The organism is Pseudobutyrivibrio sp. AR14 (assembly GCF_900101325.1).
In the GTDB taxonomy this organism is placed as follows: domain Bacteria; phylum Bacillota; class Clostridia; order Lachnospirales; family Lachnospiraceae; genus Pseudobutyrivibrio.
The window spans coordinates 155,501-171,912 of the sequence record NZ_FMUY01000006.1; the positions used below are offsets into that span (position 1 = coordinate 155,501).

Sequence of the window (16,412 nt, forward strand, 5' to 3'; positions counted from 1 at the left end):
CAATTTTTCTAGTGATTATTTAATTGCGTGTTTATAAAACAACACCTGCCTCAAATATGAGACAGGTGTTAAAAATCTAAATACTTGCGAATAATTTTTCTATTTCCTCCGCGCTCATTACACGGTTAGGATCAGTTAAATCAACTCCTACATCTGGAATAACTATTTCTTCACTTGCAGGTTTTTCTTCAGGTACATCTGGTACCTCTGGCTCTGGAGCAGCAGGAGCTTCTGCCTCAGCTTCAGCTGCTGGCGCGTCTAGCGTGTCTTCCTCAAGAGGCTCTCCTATTTCTTGTAGGAGTGCATCTAAACTAGCTCCTAAGTCTTCTTCCTCTGGTTCGCTTGCCACTATCTCTTCTACAGGAGCCTCTGCTTCAGCTACTGGCTCCTCTGCCGGTGCTTCTATATCTAAATCAAGTGGGGCTTCCTCAGCCGCTGGCTCTTCTACTACTGCATCTAAATCTAAACCTAAGTCCTCTACTGATGCCTCTTCTGCCACCGGCTCCTCTGCCGGTATTTCTACATCTAAATCAAGTGGAGCTTCCTCAGCCGCTGGCTCTTCTACTACCGCATCTAAATCTAATCCAAGGTCCTCTACCGGTGCCTCTTCTGCCACTGGCTCCTCTGCTGGTATCTCTATATCTAAATCAAGTGGTACTTCCTCAGCCGCTGGCTCTTCTACTACTGCATCTAAATCTAATCCAAGGTCCTCTACTGGTACCTCTTCTGCTACAGGTTCCTCTGCTGGTACCTCTATATCTAAATCAAGTGGTACTTCCTCAGCTACTGGCTCTTCCACTACTACATCTAAATCTAATCCAAAGTCCTCTACTGGTGCCTCTTCTGCTACAGGTTCCTCTGCCGATACTTCTATATCCATATCAAGAGGAATATCCTCTGCTATAGCTTCTTCCATTACAGGCATATCTGCTGTCTGCACAGGTTCTTGCACCTCTGGCATAACAGGTGCTGCCATTTGTACTGGTTGAGCTACCATTGCTGACATTCCACCCTGGATTCTTCCCTCTAAACTTGAAAGCTGATTTGTAATAGCTGCTATTTTCTGCTGAATATCAAAATTATTTTCCTTAAGTAAGCTCTGCTGCTTTTCAAGAATCTGTGTGTTATTAGATTCTAGCTTTTCCTGAATACTAACAAGCTGATTAATAAGCTCATCATTTGAGTTCATTAAAGCATCTGTATTTTCTTTACTTCTTGAAATTGTTACCTTAGCAACAGCTTTTTGAGCATTAATAATATCTTCTGCTGGAAGTGAGCTATTCTCTTCTATAGCACGAAGTCTCTGCTCCATTTCATCGAAGCTCTTTTTAATGACGAGGTATGATGCTTTCTGCGCATTATATATATCCTCATACTTCTGTGTTTCCATATCTTTTTGCTTAAGAGATATGTCCATAACACCGCTAATAAGGAAAAACAATACAACAATCATCAAAAGCACGCCAATTGCCATAGCCATAAAATTGCTCTTGAAATTTATCATGATATAAAACTCCATGATAATTAAAATAGCAAGCGCAATACTAGCTAGAATGATTTGAATTTTGTCTTTGGCTATTTCTCTTTGAATTTTCTTAGCGTTCTCGTCCATGTGGCCCCCTAGTTTTCGTCTTTTTTATCAAATAGATGTACCATGTCTAGTGCAAACGAAATAGGATACAGCTGTACCATCACTGAATCAACTACTGTACCTATCTTGAGATTAAATGTTATCTTCACAAAATCAATTTCTGGAGATTCAAATAGTCTCTCAAATATCTTTACACTTTCCACATCTATGTTATCGGTCTTTGGTGGCGAAATATCAACTACCCTATTAAGTAATTGTGACATAGAACTTGCTGCAGAACCCATCATTTGATTCATTGCCTCAGATACTGCTGACAACTGAAGCTCTCCAATAGGCTCTGGGCTAGCAACACCCTGTCCACCCATCATTAGATCTGCGATTATCTTAACATCATTTTCTTTTAAAATTAAAACATTGCTTCCAGTAAGTCCCTTAACATAATTTATATGTACAAGTACACAGACATTATGATAATCGTCCAGTGACTCACTTTTTCTAATCAATTCAATCTTTGGTGTTGTAATATCAACCTTTAGATTATTTAAAAGGGCACTCAGAGATGTAGCTGATGAACCCATACTAATATTTGCAATTTCCCCAAGTGTATCCTGCTGCTCTTTAGTCAAATTCAAATCTGCCATACATTTTTGTCCTCCTCTTATTCCTTCCCCCTTTGAAATGAATTAGAGTCTTTTAAACTTAGTTTGATTATACATTATTTAATTTTATTCGACTACTTACCAGATAAAAGTATTTTACCCCAATATTGCGAAAAAAATGTGGATTTATTGTTATTAAACGAAATAAAAATAAGGCCTAGCATTCACTAGGCCCATGATTATATAAACATTGTAACTATTGGAATTGTGATTATTGAAAGCAAAGTAGTTATGATAACTGTCTTGCTACATAGTGTTTCATCGCCGCCGTATTCTTTTATAAGCATTGAAACTATGCTTCCTACAGGCATTGCAAACAACAAAATAAAAATGCCAAATACCATCTCGTCGTTTTTCATTCCTTTAAAGATAAAGGATGCAGCTATTGGAATAAGTAAAAGGGTAATAAAAGCAAATACGTATAAACGAATTCCTTTGAATACTTCCCTAAAAGGAATCTTTGCAACTGATGCTCCAATTACAATCATTGAAAGAGGAATTGTTGCATTTCCTACATAGTTAAAGAAAGACATTACTGAGTCATTAAATTTAATTCCACTAAAATATAGAATAATAGCAAGTACTGAACATATCATTCCTATATTTAGAAGTCCTGATAGACTGCTTTTTCTCTCTTCTTTTGGGATATTCCTTTGAGCAATAAAAACTCCAAGAGTATAAAGAATTACATTGTAGGCTAAAATATAAAATGTAATGAAAATTACAGCATGGCTTCCATATATACTTGATAATACAGGTATGCCCATGAAACCTACATTTGAAAATATTGTCATTAGCATAAACATGCTTTTTTGACTATCTTTTGCACTGACAATTTTTGCCACTGGATAGCTAATAACAATGCAAATTCCATAATATATTAACACAAATATAAGGTTTTCTTTTATAAGAGACAGATTAGAGCCTCCAGCTGCTGTTGCTGTTATTGCTCCATTAATTACTAGTGCTGGATTGAAAATATTTACTACCATTTCGGACAACTTTTTATGTCCACCTTCATCAAGCCAGTTTCTTTTGTAGCTTATATAGCCTAGTGCCATCATAGCAAGCAACATAAGCATTCTTTGAAAAATAACAAACACTTCCATTATTCGTCCCTCTTATTTTTCTAATAATAAAAGGAGCCCTCAGGCTCCCCAATAACGTTCCTAGCGCGATTCGAACGCGCGGCCTTCCGCTTAGGAGGCGGACGCTCTATCCAGCTGAGCTATAGGAACATAGCAACTACTAGATTTTAATCTAATAATTACGAAAAATCAACAGTTCCCTGTAGCCATATTGTGCCTTTAAAACGTCTGCCAACAGCAGGCTCTCCAAATAAATTTTTCTTATTAATGCATACTTCGAAAACTACATCATTACTCTCAATAATCATGACGTAGAGTTCTTCCATTGTAAGGTGATTTACAAGTGACTTAACATCCAAAATATCACCAAGAATATCATACTTGTCATTTTCAATACCAAAAGGCATAAAATAACTTGTGACCACACTTAAAATATCTTCTCTGGTCACACGTCTAGATATTCTCTGATAAAGATCAATCTCATCCATTGTAAGACTTTCGAGAGCTTCTTCATTTCCCTCTCTAGCCTGTTCAAATAAATCAATTCGCTTTTTATTATTCATCTTCTCCTTTATACGACTCTTTTCATTGTCATATAAAGGAAGAATGATTTTGGCATCTAGTGATAGAGCTGCAAGTCTAATAGTCCTGTCTCCACTCTTTCCTGCCATTATATTGTTTCTAAGGAATTCACCCATGTTCTGAAGCTGAAAAATCAAATTAACACCTAATCTGATTTCATCACACATTACAAGGTAATTATCCTTATCCGATTGCTTTATTACTTCAACATCATTTTTCGAAGAAATTGACTCACCAAAATAAGTAGGATAATAGTAATCTAAGATAAACTCATCATCCTCATTGTAAATACCTCTAAGAACAAGTCCTACATTATCAGCAACCATATATCTAAGCTCAACAAACTGATTGCCTTCGAAATCAATGGCAGATTCCTGATAATCCGGTCTAAGAGTAATCTCTTGTAAAAGATTCTCCAGTTCTCTTTTTTTAATTTTGCTAAATCCAATTGCTGGCAAATATTGATGCACGTTAGATACCACCTATAGCTTGTTGTAATGCCTGCTCTTCTTCATCAGCAAGCTGGATTATAGAATTTCCATCTATAATCTCCTTAACATAAGTATAACATCCTTCGCGAGAATGCATAGCATTAATTATAAATCCATTGTTCTTTTCATTTAAAAGGCAAAGAGAAAAGCTAAGCTTACCACCCATCTCATTGAATGCATCGTACTTAACAAGACCAATCTTCTGGAAGCAATCCTTCATGTTCTTGAAAATCATATCGATGTTTCTCTCGTTACTTGCATTTGCCTCAATAAGCTCATCAACCTGCTCTAATCTATATACAAGAGTGTCTTCTAATGATTTAGCATCATTTCCCTGCATAAATATCTTGTATCTCTTTTTTAATTTTGCCATCTGTACAATAAAAACGATTAAAAGAATCATTGTTAAAAGTACAAGACCAGCAAGACCTATAATCACATAATCAGAGCTTATTCCTAAGTATTTTTCAATCATTAATCTCTCTCCTAAGAACATTTGTTCTATTTAATATTTTCTAGTAATTCAACGATTCTATTTAACTCATCCTGAGAATAGTACTCGATTTCAAGCTTTCCAGATTTATTATCCTTAGCATTGATGAAGACCTTTGTACCAAGCACACCCTTAAGTCTTTCCTGTGTCTCCTGGTAAACAGCTGCAAGCTGTGAATCAATCTCAGATGCCTTTGATTTCTTATCACTCTTCTTGTCATTTAAAAGCTTTTTAACTTCACGCTCAACATCACGTACTGACATCTTTTCATCGAATGCTCTCTCAGCAAACTCATACTGTTTGTCTGGATCAGCAATCGCAAGCATAGCGCGGGCATGACCAGTTGAAAGTTTGTCATCAACAATCATATCCTGTACTCGCTTATCAAGCTTTAATAATCTAAGAGCATTAGTAATTGTAGTTCTACTCTTTGATACTCTCTCAGCAACTTCATCCTGCTTAAGATTAAACTCATCGATAAGACGGGCAAAAGCCATAGCCTCTTCGATTGGATTCAATTGCTCACGCTGAATATTATCAATAAGAGAAATCTCAACGAACTCTTGCTCGCTAAGATTCATAATGATAACTGGAACTTTTTTGAAACCAGCAATTCTTGCTGCTCTCCATCTACGCTCGCCACCAATTATCTCATAGTAGCCCTTACGGTCCTGAACAATAATCGGATTAACGATACCATGTATTTTAATATTATCTGCTAACTCTTGAAGCTTATCTTCATCAAAGTTTTTTCTTGGCTGAAGCTTATTAGGCTCAACCTTATTAATATCTACTTCAACAGGAGCGCCGTGCTGTTCTGGATTAACTGCAACAACACCCTCTTCTTTCTTAACAATAAGAGAATCTAATCCCTTACCTAAACCTCCCTTTTTTGCTGCCATGATTATATATCCTTTCTTCCAATAATTTCTTTTGCAAGATTTCTATAGCTCTCTGCACCAGCAGACTTCTCATCATAGAGATTAATTGGAAGTCCATGAGATGGAGCCTCTGCAAGACGAACATTTCTAGGAATAATAGTCTGATATACTGTTGCATTAAGATTATTCTTAACTGTATCTACAACATCAGAAGAAAGATTTGTTCTCTTGTCATACATAGTGAATACTACACCATCAATCTTAAGCTTTGGATTAAGTCTCTGCTGAACAAGATCAATTGTATGGATCAACTGACTGATACCTTCAAGTGCGTAGTACTCACACTGAATAGGTACTAGAACTGAATCGGCAGTAGTCATCGCATTGATAGTTAACATATTAAGTGATGGAGGACAATCAAATATTACATAATCAAAATCATCCTTTACATAATCTACTGCATTTCTAAGAATATATTCCTTTTCATTAATACCAAGAAGCTCAATCTCAGCACCAGCTAAATCTACATTAGATGGAATAACTGTAAGGTTTGGAATATTATCAACCTTATACATACATTCCTTAATGCTGCACTGATCAAGAACTAAATCATAAACAGTATTCTCACATTCATCCTTATCCAAACCTAAACCACTTGTTGCATTTCCCTGTGGGTCAGTATCGATAACAAGAACTTTCTTTCCTGCCTCTGCTAAGCAAGCTGATAAATTAATACTAGTAGTAGTTTTACCAACTCCACCTTTTTGATTGGCAATAGCAATTACTCTCTTCATCTATTTTCTCCCTTTTTAATTTATGTTTGTACTGAATAGTTAACATTATATCATTACGATATATTCAATTCTACTCAGAAAGACTGTTTGCTTTGATATATTTTTCTATATTACTTACTATATATAGTACATATTTTTTAATTAATAATGTTTCACGTGAAACATTATTATATCTAAATAGCAATATCTTGCAGTTGATTAAAATTTCAAAACACTATATTTTGTGTTTAGATCATAAATCATATATAAATGTTTCACGTGAAACATTTCTATATATAGTTTATATATCTTTTTCAATATCAGATATTATATTTTCCAAATCGATTTTTGCTTTATAAGGATCTAAAACTATAACATTCTTTAGATTATTTAACCTATTAATTAAGTCAGAGGAATTATTTCTCACTGGATTAACAGTTTTATTAGTAGAAGATGGCTTATTAATAGCAACTGAATTAGTAAGTAAAGCATTTAATTCTACTAATCTACCATCAAAAAATCTCATTTTCTTTATTTTTTCATCCATCTGAGAATTCAAATCCTTGAGATTTAATCTAACTTCTTCTGCTTTTTTATTATTCTTTTCATTAATATCTCTAGGCGTAAACTCTACAAAGTAAGATTCATTAGACTCTTCTAAAAGATTTAGAAATTTAGTTTCTTCTTTTATTTTAGTCTCAAGTAAATCCATATCTTCTTTTAATTGAATCTTCTGTGTAATAAGTTCTTCCTGATATTTTCTAAGGAAGTCATTAACCATACATAAATCCCCCAATTATTTTTACTTAAGTGGTTCCTTACTAGGAGTTCCAGCTTTTCTTGGATATGCCTTAGGCGTATTTTTTTCTTTATTAATAATCAAAAAAGATCTACTAATGTCAGTTTCAGGAATAGTAAAATACACAGGCTCTGTCATAGTACCACCAAGTTTCTTAACAGCAGAACCAGATGCTTCAATCTCATCTTTTATATCACCTGACTTAAAGCTAATAAAGTATCCATTAATCTTAACTAAAGGTAAACAATACTCAGATAAAGTAGCAATATTAGCAACTGCACGTGAAACAACTAAATCAAAATGCTCTCTATAGTTTTTTCCACGACCGGCCTCTTCTGCTCTAGCATGAACTAAATTAACATTAGTAAGTCCTAAAGCATCTACAACTTCCTGTAAAAATTTAATACGCTTATTCAAAGAATCAATAAGAGTAAATGAAATATCAGGATAAGCTATAGCCATAGGTATACCAGGAAAACCTGCACCTGTTCCTAAATCACAAACTGTTTTAACATCAGATGGTAAAACAGTACATATAGATAAACTATCAGCAAAATGTTTTACTAATACATCATCAAACTCTGTAATAGCAGTAAGATTCATTACCTTATTTTTTTCTACTAATAATTCATAAAACAAATCAAGCTGCTGAATCTGTTTATCAGATAAACTAAAATTCCAACTTGAAAGTGTATTAACTAGATAAGAATAATCTCTATTCATCTTTCTCCTTAAAAAGTGATTGTTGAGAGGGTATATAGAAGTACCCTTTAAACTAACCCTTATATGTTTCCAAATAAACTAAAAGAACAGAAATATCTGCTGGACTAACACCAGATATTCTAGACGCCTGTCCAATATTAGCTGGTCTTAATTTAGTAAGCTTCTGACGGGCCTCAAGTCTTAAACTAGAAACATCCTCATAATTAATATTTTGAGGTATAACTTTAGATTCTAATTTTTTAAACTGTGCAACCTGTTTAGCTTGTCTTGTAAGATAACCTTCATACTTGATATAGATATTAACCTCTTCTCTAACCTCATCAGAAAGATCTGGTCTATCTGGGTCTATAGGTGCAAGCTTATCATAATCAAGTTCAGGACGTCTAATTAAATCAACAAGCTTGATACCATTTGAAAGAGGAATACTACCATAAGATTCAAGTAACTCTTGAACTTCTTTTCTTGCTCCAATATTAATTTCCTTAATACGAGCAACCTCTTCTTCTATTAAACGTTCCTTTTCAACTACATGATCATAGCGTTCTTTAGAAAGAAGACCAACCTCGTACCCAATTTTAGAGAGGCGAATATCTGCATTATCTTGTCTAAGTAAAAGCCTATACTCTGCTCTTGATGTCATCATACGATAAGGTTCTTTTGTTTCCTTTGTAACAAGATCATCTATTAAAACACCAATATAAGAATTTGATCTATCAAGAATCATTGGCTCTTTACCAAGAAGTTTTAATGCAGCATTTATACCAGCAACCAAACCCTGAGCAGCTGCTTCTTCGTAACCACTACTTCCATTAAACTGACCAGCAGCAAAAAGACCATCAATCTCTTTAAATTCCAAAGAAGCTTTTAACTGTGTTGCATTAATACAATCGTACTCAATGGCATAAGCATTACGAACAATCTTAGCATTTTCAAGACCAGGAACTGTTCTATACATTTCATACTGAACATCCTCAGGCATTGAAGAACTCATACCACCAATGTACATTTCATTAGTATTAAGACCTTCTGGCTCAACAAAAAGCTGATGTCTATTCTTATCAGAAAAACGAACAACCTTGTCTTCTATACTAGGACAATATCTAGGACCTGTTCCTTCAATAACACCAGAGTACATTGGAGATCTATCAAGATTAGCTCTAATAATCTCATGAGTTTTTTCATTTGTATAAGTCAAATAGCAAGGAACCTGCTCAATCTGAACATCTTCTCTATTAGTACTAAAAGAAAATGGAATAACTGGATCATCGCCATATTGTGGCTCCATCTTAGAATAATCGATAGAATTACCATCAATTCTTGCAGGTGTACCAGTTTTAAATCGGTTCATTTCTACATTATTATCCAATAATGATTGGGTTAAATGGTTAGCAGCTTTTAAACCATTAGGACCAGTATGTTCTATTACATCACCATATAAACATCTAGCTCTAAGATATGTACCAGTACAAATAACTATAGCCTTACAATGATAAGTAGCACCAGATAAAGTCTTAACTCCACAAACTTTATTATTTTCAATAATAAGTTCAGTAACTTCAGCCTGTCTCAAAGTAAGATTTTCAGTTTCTTGCATTGTCCTTCTCATTCTAAGAGAATAAGCAGCTTTATCTGCTTGGGCTCTAAGAGAATGAACAGCTGGACCCTTTGAACTATTAAGCATCTTGGACTGGATAAAAGTATGATCAATATTAATACCCATCTGTCCACCAAGTGCATCAAGCTCACGAACTAAGTGACCCTTTGAACTACCGCCTATATTAGGATTACATGGCATCAAAGCTACAGAATCCATACTTACTGTAAAACAAATTGTATTAAGGCCCATGCGTGCTGCAGCCAAAGCAGCCTCACAACCAGCGTGACCAGCACCTACAACAACAATGTCATAGGATTCTTCAACGTGTGACATAATTGCTCCTTAAAAAATAAATTTCATTTGCTCCTGATACGATATTTTCTTCATTTCATTCGAAAAATCGTATCATTTTCCCATACAAAATTCACTAAAGATTTTGTTTGCTAAATCATCTTCTATAGTTTCACCAGTTATTTCACCTAAAAAATTATATGCATCCATTAAATCAATGGAAAAGAAATCTTCTGGCATCATATTATCAATACTCATTAATACATTAGATAAACTATTTTTAGCATTAACAAGACAAGAAGCCTGACGAGAGTTAGTAATGTATAAAGTCTCATCAGATTTAACCTGACCAGAGAAAAACATATCAGTGATAGTTGATTCTAAGGTCTTAAGTCCATCTAAACTAACAGACGAAAAAGAAATAACAGGTTTATTATATTTTTTGCATATATCTTCCTCTGTAATAACAGATAAGAGGTCAGATTTATTAAGCAAAATAATTACTTTTTTATCTATAATCTTACTAATAATAAACTCATCATCCCCATCTAAAGGTCTAGATGAATCAATCACAAATAAAATTAAATCAGCATCATCAATAGAATCAAGTGCTTTATCAACACCTATTTTTTCAACGATATCATCAGTCTCTCTAATACCAGCAGTATCAATAATATTAAGAGAAACACCATTAATTGTAATCTGCTCTTCAAGAGTATCACGAGTAGTACCAGGTATATCCGTTACAATAGCTCGCTCTCTTCTACTAAGTGTATTTAAAAGAGAAGACTTACCAGCATTAGGTTTGCCAAGAATTAAAGTATTAATACCTTCTTTTAAAATATGACCGGAATTAAATGAATTAATTAAATCATCAATTCTACTAATCATCAAATCAACTTTATTTTTCAAATCATCTGGATATCCAGTCAAATCATAATGTTCTGGATCGTCTAAAGCAGATTCTATATATGCAGTTTCATATAAAATCTTATCACGTAAATCTACAATAATATCTCTTAAAGAACCAGAAAGCTGCTTTACTGAATTTTTCATAGCAAGCTCTGAATTAGAGGAAATCAAATCCATAATAGATTCAGCTTCTGATAAATCAATACGACCATTTAAAAAGGCTCTTTTAGTAAACTCTCCAGGTTCAGCAATTCTACAACCAACTGAAACTAATAAAGAAAGAACCTTTTTTAATACAAGAATACCACCATGACAATGAATCTCAATAACATCTTCTGTTGTATAACTTCTAGGTCCTCTCATAATAAGAACTAATACTTCATCAACAAGTTCTTCATTATCATAAATGTGACCGTATTGAATAGTATGAGTCTCACAATCTGCAAGTTTATTTTTACCACGAAAAATAGAATCCGCAAAAGAAATAGCATCTTCTCCGCTAATTCTAATTATGCCGATTCCTGAACTATTAAGTGATGTAGCAATAGCACAAATTGTATCAGACTGGTACAAAATAAACCTCCAAAATGTAACCAAGAAAATCTCAAAAGAGATTCATTAAATACAATAGAAAATGATACTAACAATAATATTAATTTCTATTATATTTAATTAAGTCTAAAAGCAAATAATAGGGTTAGTCTAATAATAAAAAGACTAACCCTAAAAAATCAATAATTATTTCTTAAGAGTAATAACAACGTAGCGATATGGCTCCTCACCCTCTGAATGAGTTGTAACATTATTATCATTCTGAAGAGCAGAATGAATAATACGTCTCTCATAAGGATTCATTGCCTCAAGAGTAACAGCCTTCTTTGTTCTCTTAACCTTAGATGCCATGTTTTTAGCAAGGTTCTCTAAAGTTTCTTTTCTACGACGTCTATAATCTTCAGTGTCAATCTTAACTCTAGTATAATTCTCAGCTGAACGATTAACAGCAAGATTTGTAAGATACTGTAAAGAATCAAGTGTCTGACCACGCTTACCAATGAGTACACCCATCTCTGGACCAGCTAAATCAATAGAAAGAGTATTATCAGCTTCCTCTAAGTCCATTGAAATATTAACCTCAAGCTGCATAGCCTCGAAAACACCATTAAGAAAATCCTTAGCAACTTCCTTTGGATCTTCGTTTCCAGAAATAACAACTTTAATTACTGCATCTTTTGAACCAATACCAAGGAAACCATTACTTCCTTCTTCAATAACTTCATATTTAATCTCACTAGAAGTAACACCAAGTGAAACTGTTGCATTAGTAAGAGCATCATCAACAGTCTTACCTGTAAACTCTTTAAATTCCATTACGTCAATCCCCCTTTATTTATTATTCTGTTCGTTAAACTGTTTAACAAGATTTGCTTTTGATGCAAGAGAACCATCAGAAGCATTAGATCTGAATTCTTCAGCTTTCTTTAAAACATCATCTGATGCATTAACAAGATTAGCCTTTTCAGACATAGTCTTCTTTGTGTTCATGTTAGCTGCATTATAAATCTGAGCCTGACGAATACCACGCTTTTCAGCTTTCTTAGCGGCTTTTTCTTTATTAGCCTCAATAATACTTTCAAGATCAATCTTCTCAAAGTGCTTATTAAGGAAGTACTGCTGAATTACACGAACAACAGCACCGGCAATCCAGTAAAGACCAAGACCTACAGGAACAGAGAATGCAATGAAAAATGACATAAGTGGCATCATAATATTCATTGTCTTCATCTGCTGAGCCATTGCATCATTCTGATCTGATGAAGCAGTCTGTGCAAGTTTGATATTTAACATCTGTGATAAATAAGAAACAATAGGAACAAGCAAAGCACAAACAATAAGACCAAAATTCTTATGAGATGCAAACCATCCATCCTTAATTAAATTCAAAGGAGTATCTGAAATATTAAGAACAAATAAGTAATTAATCTTATCAAGAGCTTCATGAGTACTCTGAACTAAATCAGAAAGACCAGAGAACTTTGATGCAACCATATCCCATCCATCATTTGGTAACTTATAAAGTGTATCAACAATGAAATCAGAAACTACAGTCTTATCTGAAGCACCAAAATCTGGTGTAATCTGAAGACGAAGCTTAGCTGCATCATAAATTTTCTGCATGCTATCTGCATAACCATCTGTAGCCATAATACCAGTAACAAGTTTACTGAAAATGCCCTTAACAGAAGAAATGTAAGCAGGTACATTATAAAAAACTCTGTAAAGTGCAAAAAGAATAGGCATCTGGATAAGCATATATCCACAGCTACCTGCCATAGAAACACCGTACTTGTCGTAAAGTGCCTGAGTCTCATTTTGCTGAGCCTGCATTGAAGCCTGATCTTTTTTACCCTTATACTTTTCCTGAATAGCCTTCATCTCAGGCTGCATCTTACGCTGCAAAACAGAAAACTTCTGCTGCTTATATGTAAGAGGAAACATTAAAAGGTAAATAACAACAGTAAAAACAACAATTGTAAGAGCTATGTTCTCAAGACCAATAGCAGCAAGAAGAACATAAATCCTGTCCATAATCCATCCAAGACCCTTAGCGATAGGTCCTAAAATGGAACCGTTATAAGCGGTTAAAAATAGTTCGCTCAATGTAAATAAACCTCCAGTTTACTAAGGAACCGGATCAAATCCACCACGTGAAAAAGGATTACATCTTATTAATCTCCATGCAGTTAAAGCACCACCTTTAATTGCCCCATGTTTTTTAATTGCTTCTAAACCATAAGCAGAACATGTAGGACAATATGGGCACTTAGTTCTCTTCATTGGAGAAATATATTTTTGATAAAACTTGATTAAAAATATAAAAAGCTTCTTCAACATAATAGAAACGATGATTCCAATTATTTTCGAGTTACCTTGTGAAGATTTGCAAGATGAAGCAAAGATTTTTGAATCTCATCGAAATTAGCAGAAGCCGAAGCCTCTCTTGCAACGACTACAATGTCCAAACCACTATTGAACATCTCTTCATTTAGTCTATAACTTTCTCTTATCAGTCTCGTCAAATGATGTCTAACTACTGAATTTCCAACCTTTTTACTAACAGAAATTCCAATTCGATTTCGATCTGTATTATTATGGTAGATATACATAACAAGCTGTCTATTAGCTTTTGACACACCTCTTCTGTACACAACAGTGAAGTCCTTATTCTTTTTTAAAGATTCACTAAATTCCATAACAATTATTTTCTCCTAAATAGAAAGAAAGACCACATGGTCTGTGGCCTAAGCTGATAATTTCTTTCTTCCTTTTGCACGTCTAGCTGCAAGAACCTTACGTCCGCCTGCTGTGCTCATTCTAGATCTAAATCCATGTACTTTGGATCTCTGTCTCTTTTTTGGTTGATATGTCATCTTCATAATATATCCACCTCCTCTTTATGAGAAAACATCAGTTGAAATTATATAAGGAAAACCCTATAAAGTCAATAAAAAAAGCATTAATTAAAAGTAAACATACATGTGGATAACTAAAAAACACAATATCTTAATAGGATTAATAAAAATAAATACAAAATGTTGTGTTAAAACCATTAAAAAAAATTAATTGTTATCTACAACCTGTGGATAACATTGTGGATAAAGTCAAATTAAATCAAAAATTTCAACAATTTAGTCAAAAAACATATTAAAACTAAGCTCTAATCCTGTGGATAACTCAATTATTTCATAGTGGATAACTCAAAAATCAATTTCATAGGCTCAAATTTAAAAAATAAGCCACTTTTCACATTAAACAACCCCCTACACCTTTTAGGGTAAAATATTGCTAAAAAGCCTTATATAGGTTAGAATGGAAATAATTAAACTGTGGATAAAAGGGATATTAGATGGAAGAAATTGTTAAAAAATGGGATGAGATTCTCGCTTATGTAAAAACAGAGTATGTTGTAGCAGAAGTATCTTATGAATCTTGGCTTAAGCCTCTTGAATTATTTCAAATAGAAGATAATAAATTATATATCATATTCAACGGTGATCAAAGCAGCATGACTATAGGATATGTAACCAGAAAATTTGGTACTCCTATCAAAGTCTCTATTGCTGAGCTCACAGGTAATTCATTTGAAGAAATTGTAATCATTTCTCAAGAAGAAGCAAACAAGCTTAAAGCAGATAATGATACACAGCATATTAAAATAGAAGAAACACCTCTATTTAATAATAAAAAAATAGGAAATTCTACAATTAATCCTAAATTTACATTCGATAATTTTGTCGTTGGTCGCAACAACAGATTTGCTCAGACTGCAGCTCTTGCAGTAGCAGAATCACCAGGTGAATTTTACAATCCCCTCTATATATATGGAGGACCTGGACTTGGTAAGACTCACTTGATGCAGGCCATCGGTAACTACATCGAAAATCAAAATCCTAGTACACATATCTTATATGTAACTTCAGAAGAATTCACTAACGAAGTTATTGAGAACATGAGAACTAATAACAACGCTACAGCTATGCAGCGTTTTAGAGATAAGTATCGTACAGTTGATGTTCTCATGGTTGATGATATTCAGTTTATTATAGGAAAAGAAGCAACGCAGGAAGAATTTTTCCACACATTTAATGCACTTCATGCAATGGGTAAACAGATTGTTATTTCATCTGATAAGCCACCAAAAGATATGGAGACATTAGATGACCGTTTCAAATCAAGATTCGATATGGGTCTTATGGCTGATATTGGATATCCAGATTATGAAACACGTATGGCAATCTTAAATAAAAAGATTGAAGAAAAGAATTTTAATCTTGATGAATCAATTAGAAAATACATTGCTGAAAATATTCAATCAAACATTCGTGAAATCGAAGGAGCTTTAAATAAACTTATTGCTTTTTCTAGACTTGAAAAGATTGATATCACAATGGATATTGCAGAAAGAGAGCTTCAGAATTTTATCTCACCTAATATATCAAGAGAGATTACTCCACAGCTCATCATTGAAGTAGTATCAGAACATTTTGGAATTACAGTTGATCAGATGGCATCTAAAAATAGATCAAGCAATGTAGTTAGACCTAGACAGATTGCTATGTACTTATGTAATACAATGACAGATTCTTCACTTCAGGCAATAGGAGTACTTCTTGGAGGTAGAGATCACTCTACTATTATCCATGGTGCTAATAAAATAGAAGAAGAAATCAACAAAGACGATAGTACAAAATCACTTGTTGAAACTATCAAGAAAAAAATCAATCCAAACTAATTGTTAATAACATGTTGATAAACATATGGATAAGCTGTTATTAGCCTGTTTATTAAATGCGGATAATAAACAAAAACAAATTTTAAACAAATTTTGTTCACATTTTATCCATAGATTATCAATAATAAATTCACAAATTTTTAAGCACTTATCCTTCACGTTTTACGTGTAAATACTGCTGTTTCACACTTATATACATATCAACAGCCTATAAGAATAGTACTTAGAAAATAAATTATATT

17 protein-coding genes and 1 tRNA gene are annotated in these 16,412 nt (G+C 33.6%); 1 reads left to right on the plus strand and 17 read right to left on the minus strand.

The annotated features are described in order from the left end of the window. Positions 1-76: 76 nt before the first annotated feature. From BLP50_RS07390 to rpmH, 17 genes are all read right to left on the minus strand, one after another. On the minus strand, positions 77-1,612 hold the full coding sequence (locus tag BLP50_RS07390) for a hypothetical protein (RefSeq protein ID WP_090153249.1): 1,536 nt from the start codon (positions 1,610-1,612) through the stop codon (positions 77-79). A gap of 8 nt (positions 1,613-1,620) precedes the next feature. After that, the gene (gene fliY / locus BLP50_RS07395) at positions 1,621-2,232 is read right to left on the minus strand and encodes a flagellar motor switch phosphatase FliY (RefSeq protein WP_090153253.1); all 612 of its coding nucleotides are present in this window, start codon (positions 2,230-2,232) and stop codon (positions 1,621-1,623) included. A gap of 197 nt (positions 2,233-2,429) precedes the next feature. Beyond that, on the minus strand, positions 2,430-3,359 hold the full coding sequence (locus tag BLP50_RS07400) for an AEC family transporter (protein WP_090153255.1): 930 nt from the start codon (positions 3,357-3,359) through the stop codon (positions 2,430-2,432). A 55-nt stretch (positions 3,360-3,414) separates the two neighbouring features. Then, positions 3,415-3,488, minus strand: a tRNA-Arg gene (locus tag BLP50_RS07405). Positions 3,489-3,517: 29 nt separating this feature from the next. Then, positions 3,518-4,390: a DUF3881 family protein gene (locus BLP50_RS07410; RefSeq protein ID WP_176753721.1), complete on the minus strand. Its 873-nt coding sequence runs from the start codon at positions 4,388-4,390 to the stop codon at positions 3,518-3,520. A 1-nt stretch (position 4,391) separates the two neighbouring features. Then, positions 4,392-4,886: a DUF4446 family protein gene (locus BLP50_RS07415; protein WP_090153259.1), complete on the minus strand. Its 495-nt coding sequence runs from the start codon at positions 4,884-4,886 to the stop codon at positions 4,392-4,394. Positions 4,887-4,912: 26 nt separating this feature from the next. Next, a complete protein-coding gene (locus tag BLP50_RS07420) occupies positions 4,913-5,806 on the minus strand; it encodes a ParB/RepB/Spo0J family partition protein (RefSeq protein WP_090153261.1) in 894 nt (297 codons plus the stop codon). Between the two features lie 2 nt (positions 5,807-5,808). Beyond that, a complete protein-coding gene (locus BLP50_RS07425) occupies positions 5,809-6,579 on the minus strand; it encodes a ParA family protein (protein ID WP_090153263.1) in 771 nt (256 codons plus the stop codon). Positions 6,580-6,859: 280 nt separating this feature from the next. Then, entirely contained in the window at positions 6,860-7,339 is a 480-nt protein-coding gene (locus BLP50_RS07430; RefSeq protein ID WP_090153265.1) for a hypothetical protein, read from the minus strand. A gap of 21 nt (positions 7,340-7,360) precedes the next feature. After that, on the minus strand, positions 7,361-8,080 hold the full coding sequence (rsmG, locus tag BLP50_RS07435) for a 16S rRNA (guanine(527)-N(7))-methyltransferase RsmG (RefSeq protein WP_090153267.1): 720 nt from the start codon (positions 8,078-8,080) through the stop codon (positions 7,361-7,363). A 52-nt stretch (positions 8,081-8,132) separates the two neighbouring features. After that, on the minus strand, positions 8,133-10,010 hold the full coding sequence (gene mnmG, locus BLP50_RS07440) for a tRNA uridine-5-carboxymethylaminomethyl(34) synthesis enzyme MnmG (RefSeq protein WP_090153269.1): 1,878 nt from the start codon (positions 10,008-10,010) through the stop codon (positions 8,133-8,135). A gap of 72 nt (positions 10,011-10,082) precedes the next feature. After that, complete coding sequence (mnmE, locus tag BLP50_RS07445) at positions 10,083-11,453, minus strand: tRNA uridine-5-carboxymethylaminomethyl(34) synthesis GTPase MnmE (protein WP_090153270.1); 1,371 nt, start codon at positions 11,451-11,453, stop codon at positions 10,083-10,085. Positions 11,454-11,618: 165 nt separating this feature from the next. Then, entirely contained in the window at positions 11,619-12,248 is a 630-nt protein-coding gene (jag, locus tag BLP50_RS07450) for an RNA-binding cell elongation regulator Jag/EloR (RefSeq protein ID WP_090153272.1), read from the minus strand. Between the two features lie 15 nt (positions 12,249-12,263). Next, positions 12,264-13,538 (minus strand): YidC/Oxa1 family membrane protein insertase, encoded by a 1,275-nt coding sequence (locus BLP50_RS07455; protein ID WP_242869239.1) that lies wholly within the window; start codon positions 13,536-13,538, stop codon positions 12,264-12,266. Positions 13,539-13,559: 21 nt separating this feature from the next. Beyond that, positions 13,560-13,772, minus strand: coding sequence for a membrane protein insertion efficiency factor YidD (gene yidD, locus BLP50_RS07460; protein WP_090153274.1), 213 nt, complete (start codon positions 13,770-13,772; stop codon positions 13,560-13,562). Between the two features lie 20 nt (positions 13,773-13,792). Beyond that, positions 13,793-14,131, minus strand: coding sequence for a ribonuclease P protein component (rnpA, locus tag BLP50_RS07465; protein WP_090153276.1), 339 nt, complete (start codon positions 14,129-14,131; stop codon positions 13,793-13,795). A 48-nt stretch (positions 14,132-14,179) separates the two neighbouring features. Further along, positions 14,180-14,314 (minus strand): 50S ribosomal protein L34, encoded by a 135-nt coding sequence (gene rpmH, locus BLP50_RS07470; protein WP_015550658.1) that lies wholly within the window; start codon positions 14,312-14,314, stop codon positions 14,180-14,182. Positions 14,315-14,784: 470 nt separating this feature from the next. Between rpmH and dnaA the strand changes: the two genes are divergently transcribed. Then, positions 14,785-16,170: a chromosomal replication initiator protein DnaA gene (gene dnaA / locus BLP50_RS07475; protein ID WP_090153278.1), complete on the plus strand. Its 1,386-nt coding sequence runs from the start codon at positions 14,785-14,787 to the stop codon at positions 16,168-16,170. Positions 16,171-16,412 lie beyond the last annotated feature (242 nt).

What these genes read in the sequence shown, in the direction of transcription:
- BLP50_RS07390 (WP_090153249.1), bottom strand. Translation starts at nt 1,612, where the DNA reads ATGGACGAGAACGCTAAGAAAATTCAAAGAGAAATAGCCAAAGACAAA.
- fliY (WP_090153253.1), bottom strand. Translation starts at nt 2,232, where the DNA reads ATGGCAGATTTGAATTTGACTAAAGAGCAGCAGGATACACTTGGGGAA.
- BLP50_RS07400 (WP_090153255.1), bottom strand. Translation starts at nt 3,359, where the DNA reads ATGGAAGTGTTTGTTATTTTTCAAAGAATGCTTATGTTGCTTGCTATG.
- BLP50_RS07415 (WP_090153259.1), bottom strand. Translation starts at nt 4,886, where the DNA reads ATGATTGAAAAATACTTAGGAATAAGCTCTGATTATGTGATTATAGGT.
- BLP50_RS07420 (WP_090153261.1), bottom strand. Translation starts at nt 5,806, where the DNA reads ATGGCAGCAAAAAAGGGAGGTTTAGGTAAGGGATTAGATTCTCTTATT.
- BLP50_RS07425 (WP_090153263.1), bottom strand. Translation starts at nt 6,579, where the DNA reads ATGAAGAGAGTAATTGCTATTGCCAATCAAAAAGGTGGAGTTGGTAAA.
- BLP50_RS07430 (WP_090153265.1), bottom strand. Translation starts at nt 7,339, where the DNA reads ATGGTTAATGACTTCCTTAGAAAATATCAGGAAGAACTTATTACACAG.
- rsmG (WP_090153267.1), bottom strand. Translation starts at nt 8,080, where the DNA reads ATGAATAGAGATTATTCTTATCTAGTTAATACACTTTCAAGTTGGAAT.
- mnmG (WP_090153269.1), bottom strand. Translation starts at nt 10,010, where the DNA reads ATGTCACACGTTGAAGAATCCTATGACATTGTTGTTGTAGGTGCTGGT.
- jag (WP_090153272.1), bottom strand. Translation starts at nt 12,248, where the DNA reads ATGGAATTTAAAGAGTTTACAGGTAAGACTGTTGATGATGCTCTTACT.
- yidD (WP_090153274.1), bottom strand. Translation starts at nt 13,772, where the DNA reads ATGTTGAAGAAGCTTTTTATATTTTTAATCAAGTTTTATCAAAAATAT.
- rnpA (WP_090153276.1), bottom strand. Translation starts at nt 14,131, where the DNA reads ATGGAATTTAGTGAATCTTTAAAAAAGAATAAGGACTTCACTGTTGTG.
- rpmH (WP_015550658.1), bottom strand. Translation starts at nt 14,314, where the DNA reads ATGAAGATGACATATCAACCAAAAAAGAGACAGAGATCCAAAGTACAT.
- dnaA (WP_090153278.1), top strand. Translation starts at nt 14,785, where the DNA reads ATGGAAGAAATTGTTAAAAAATGGGATGAGATTCTCGCTTATGTAAAA.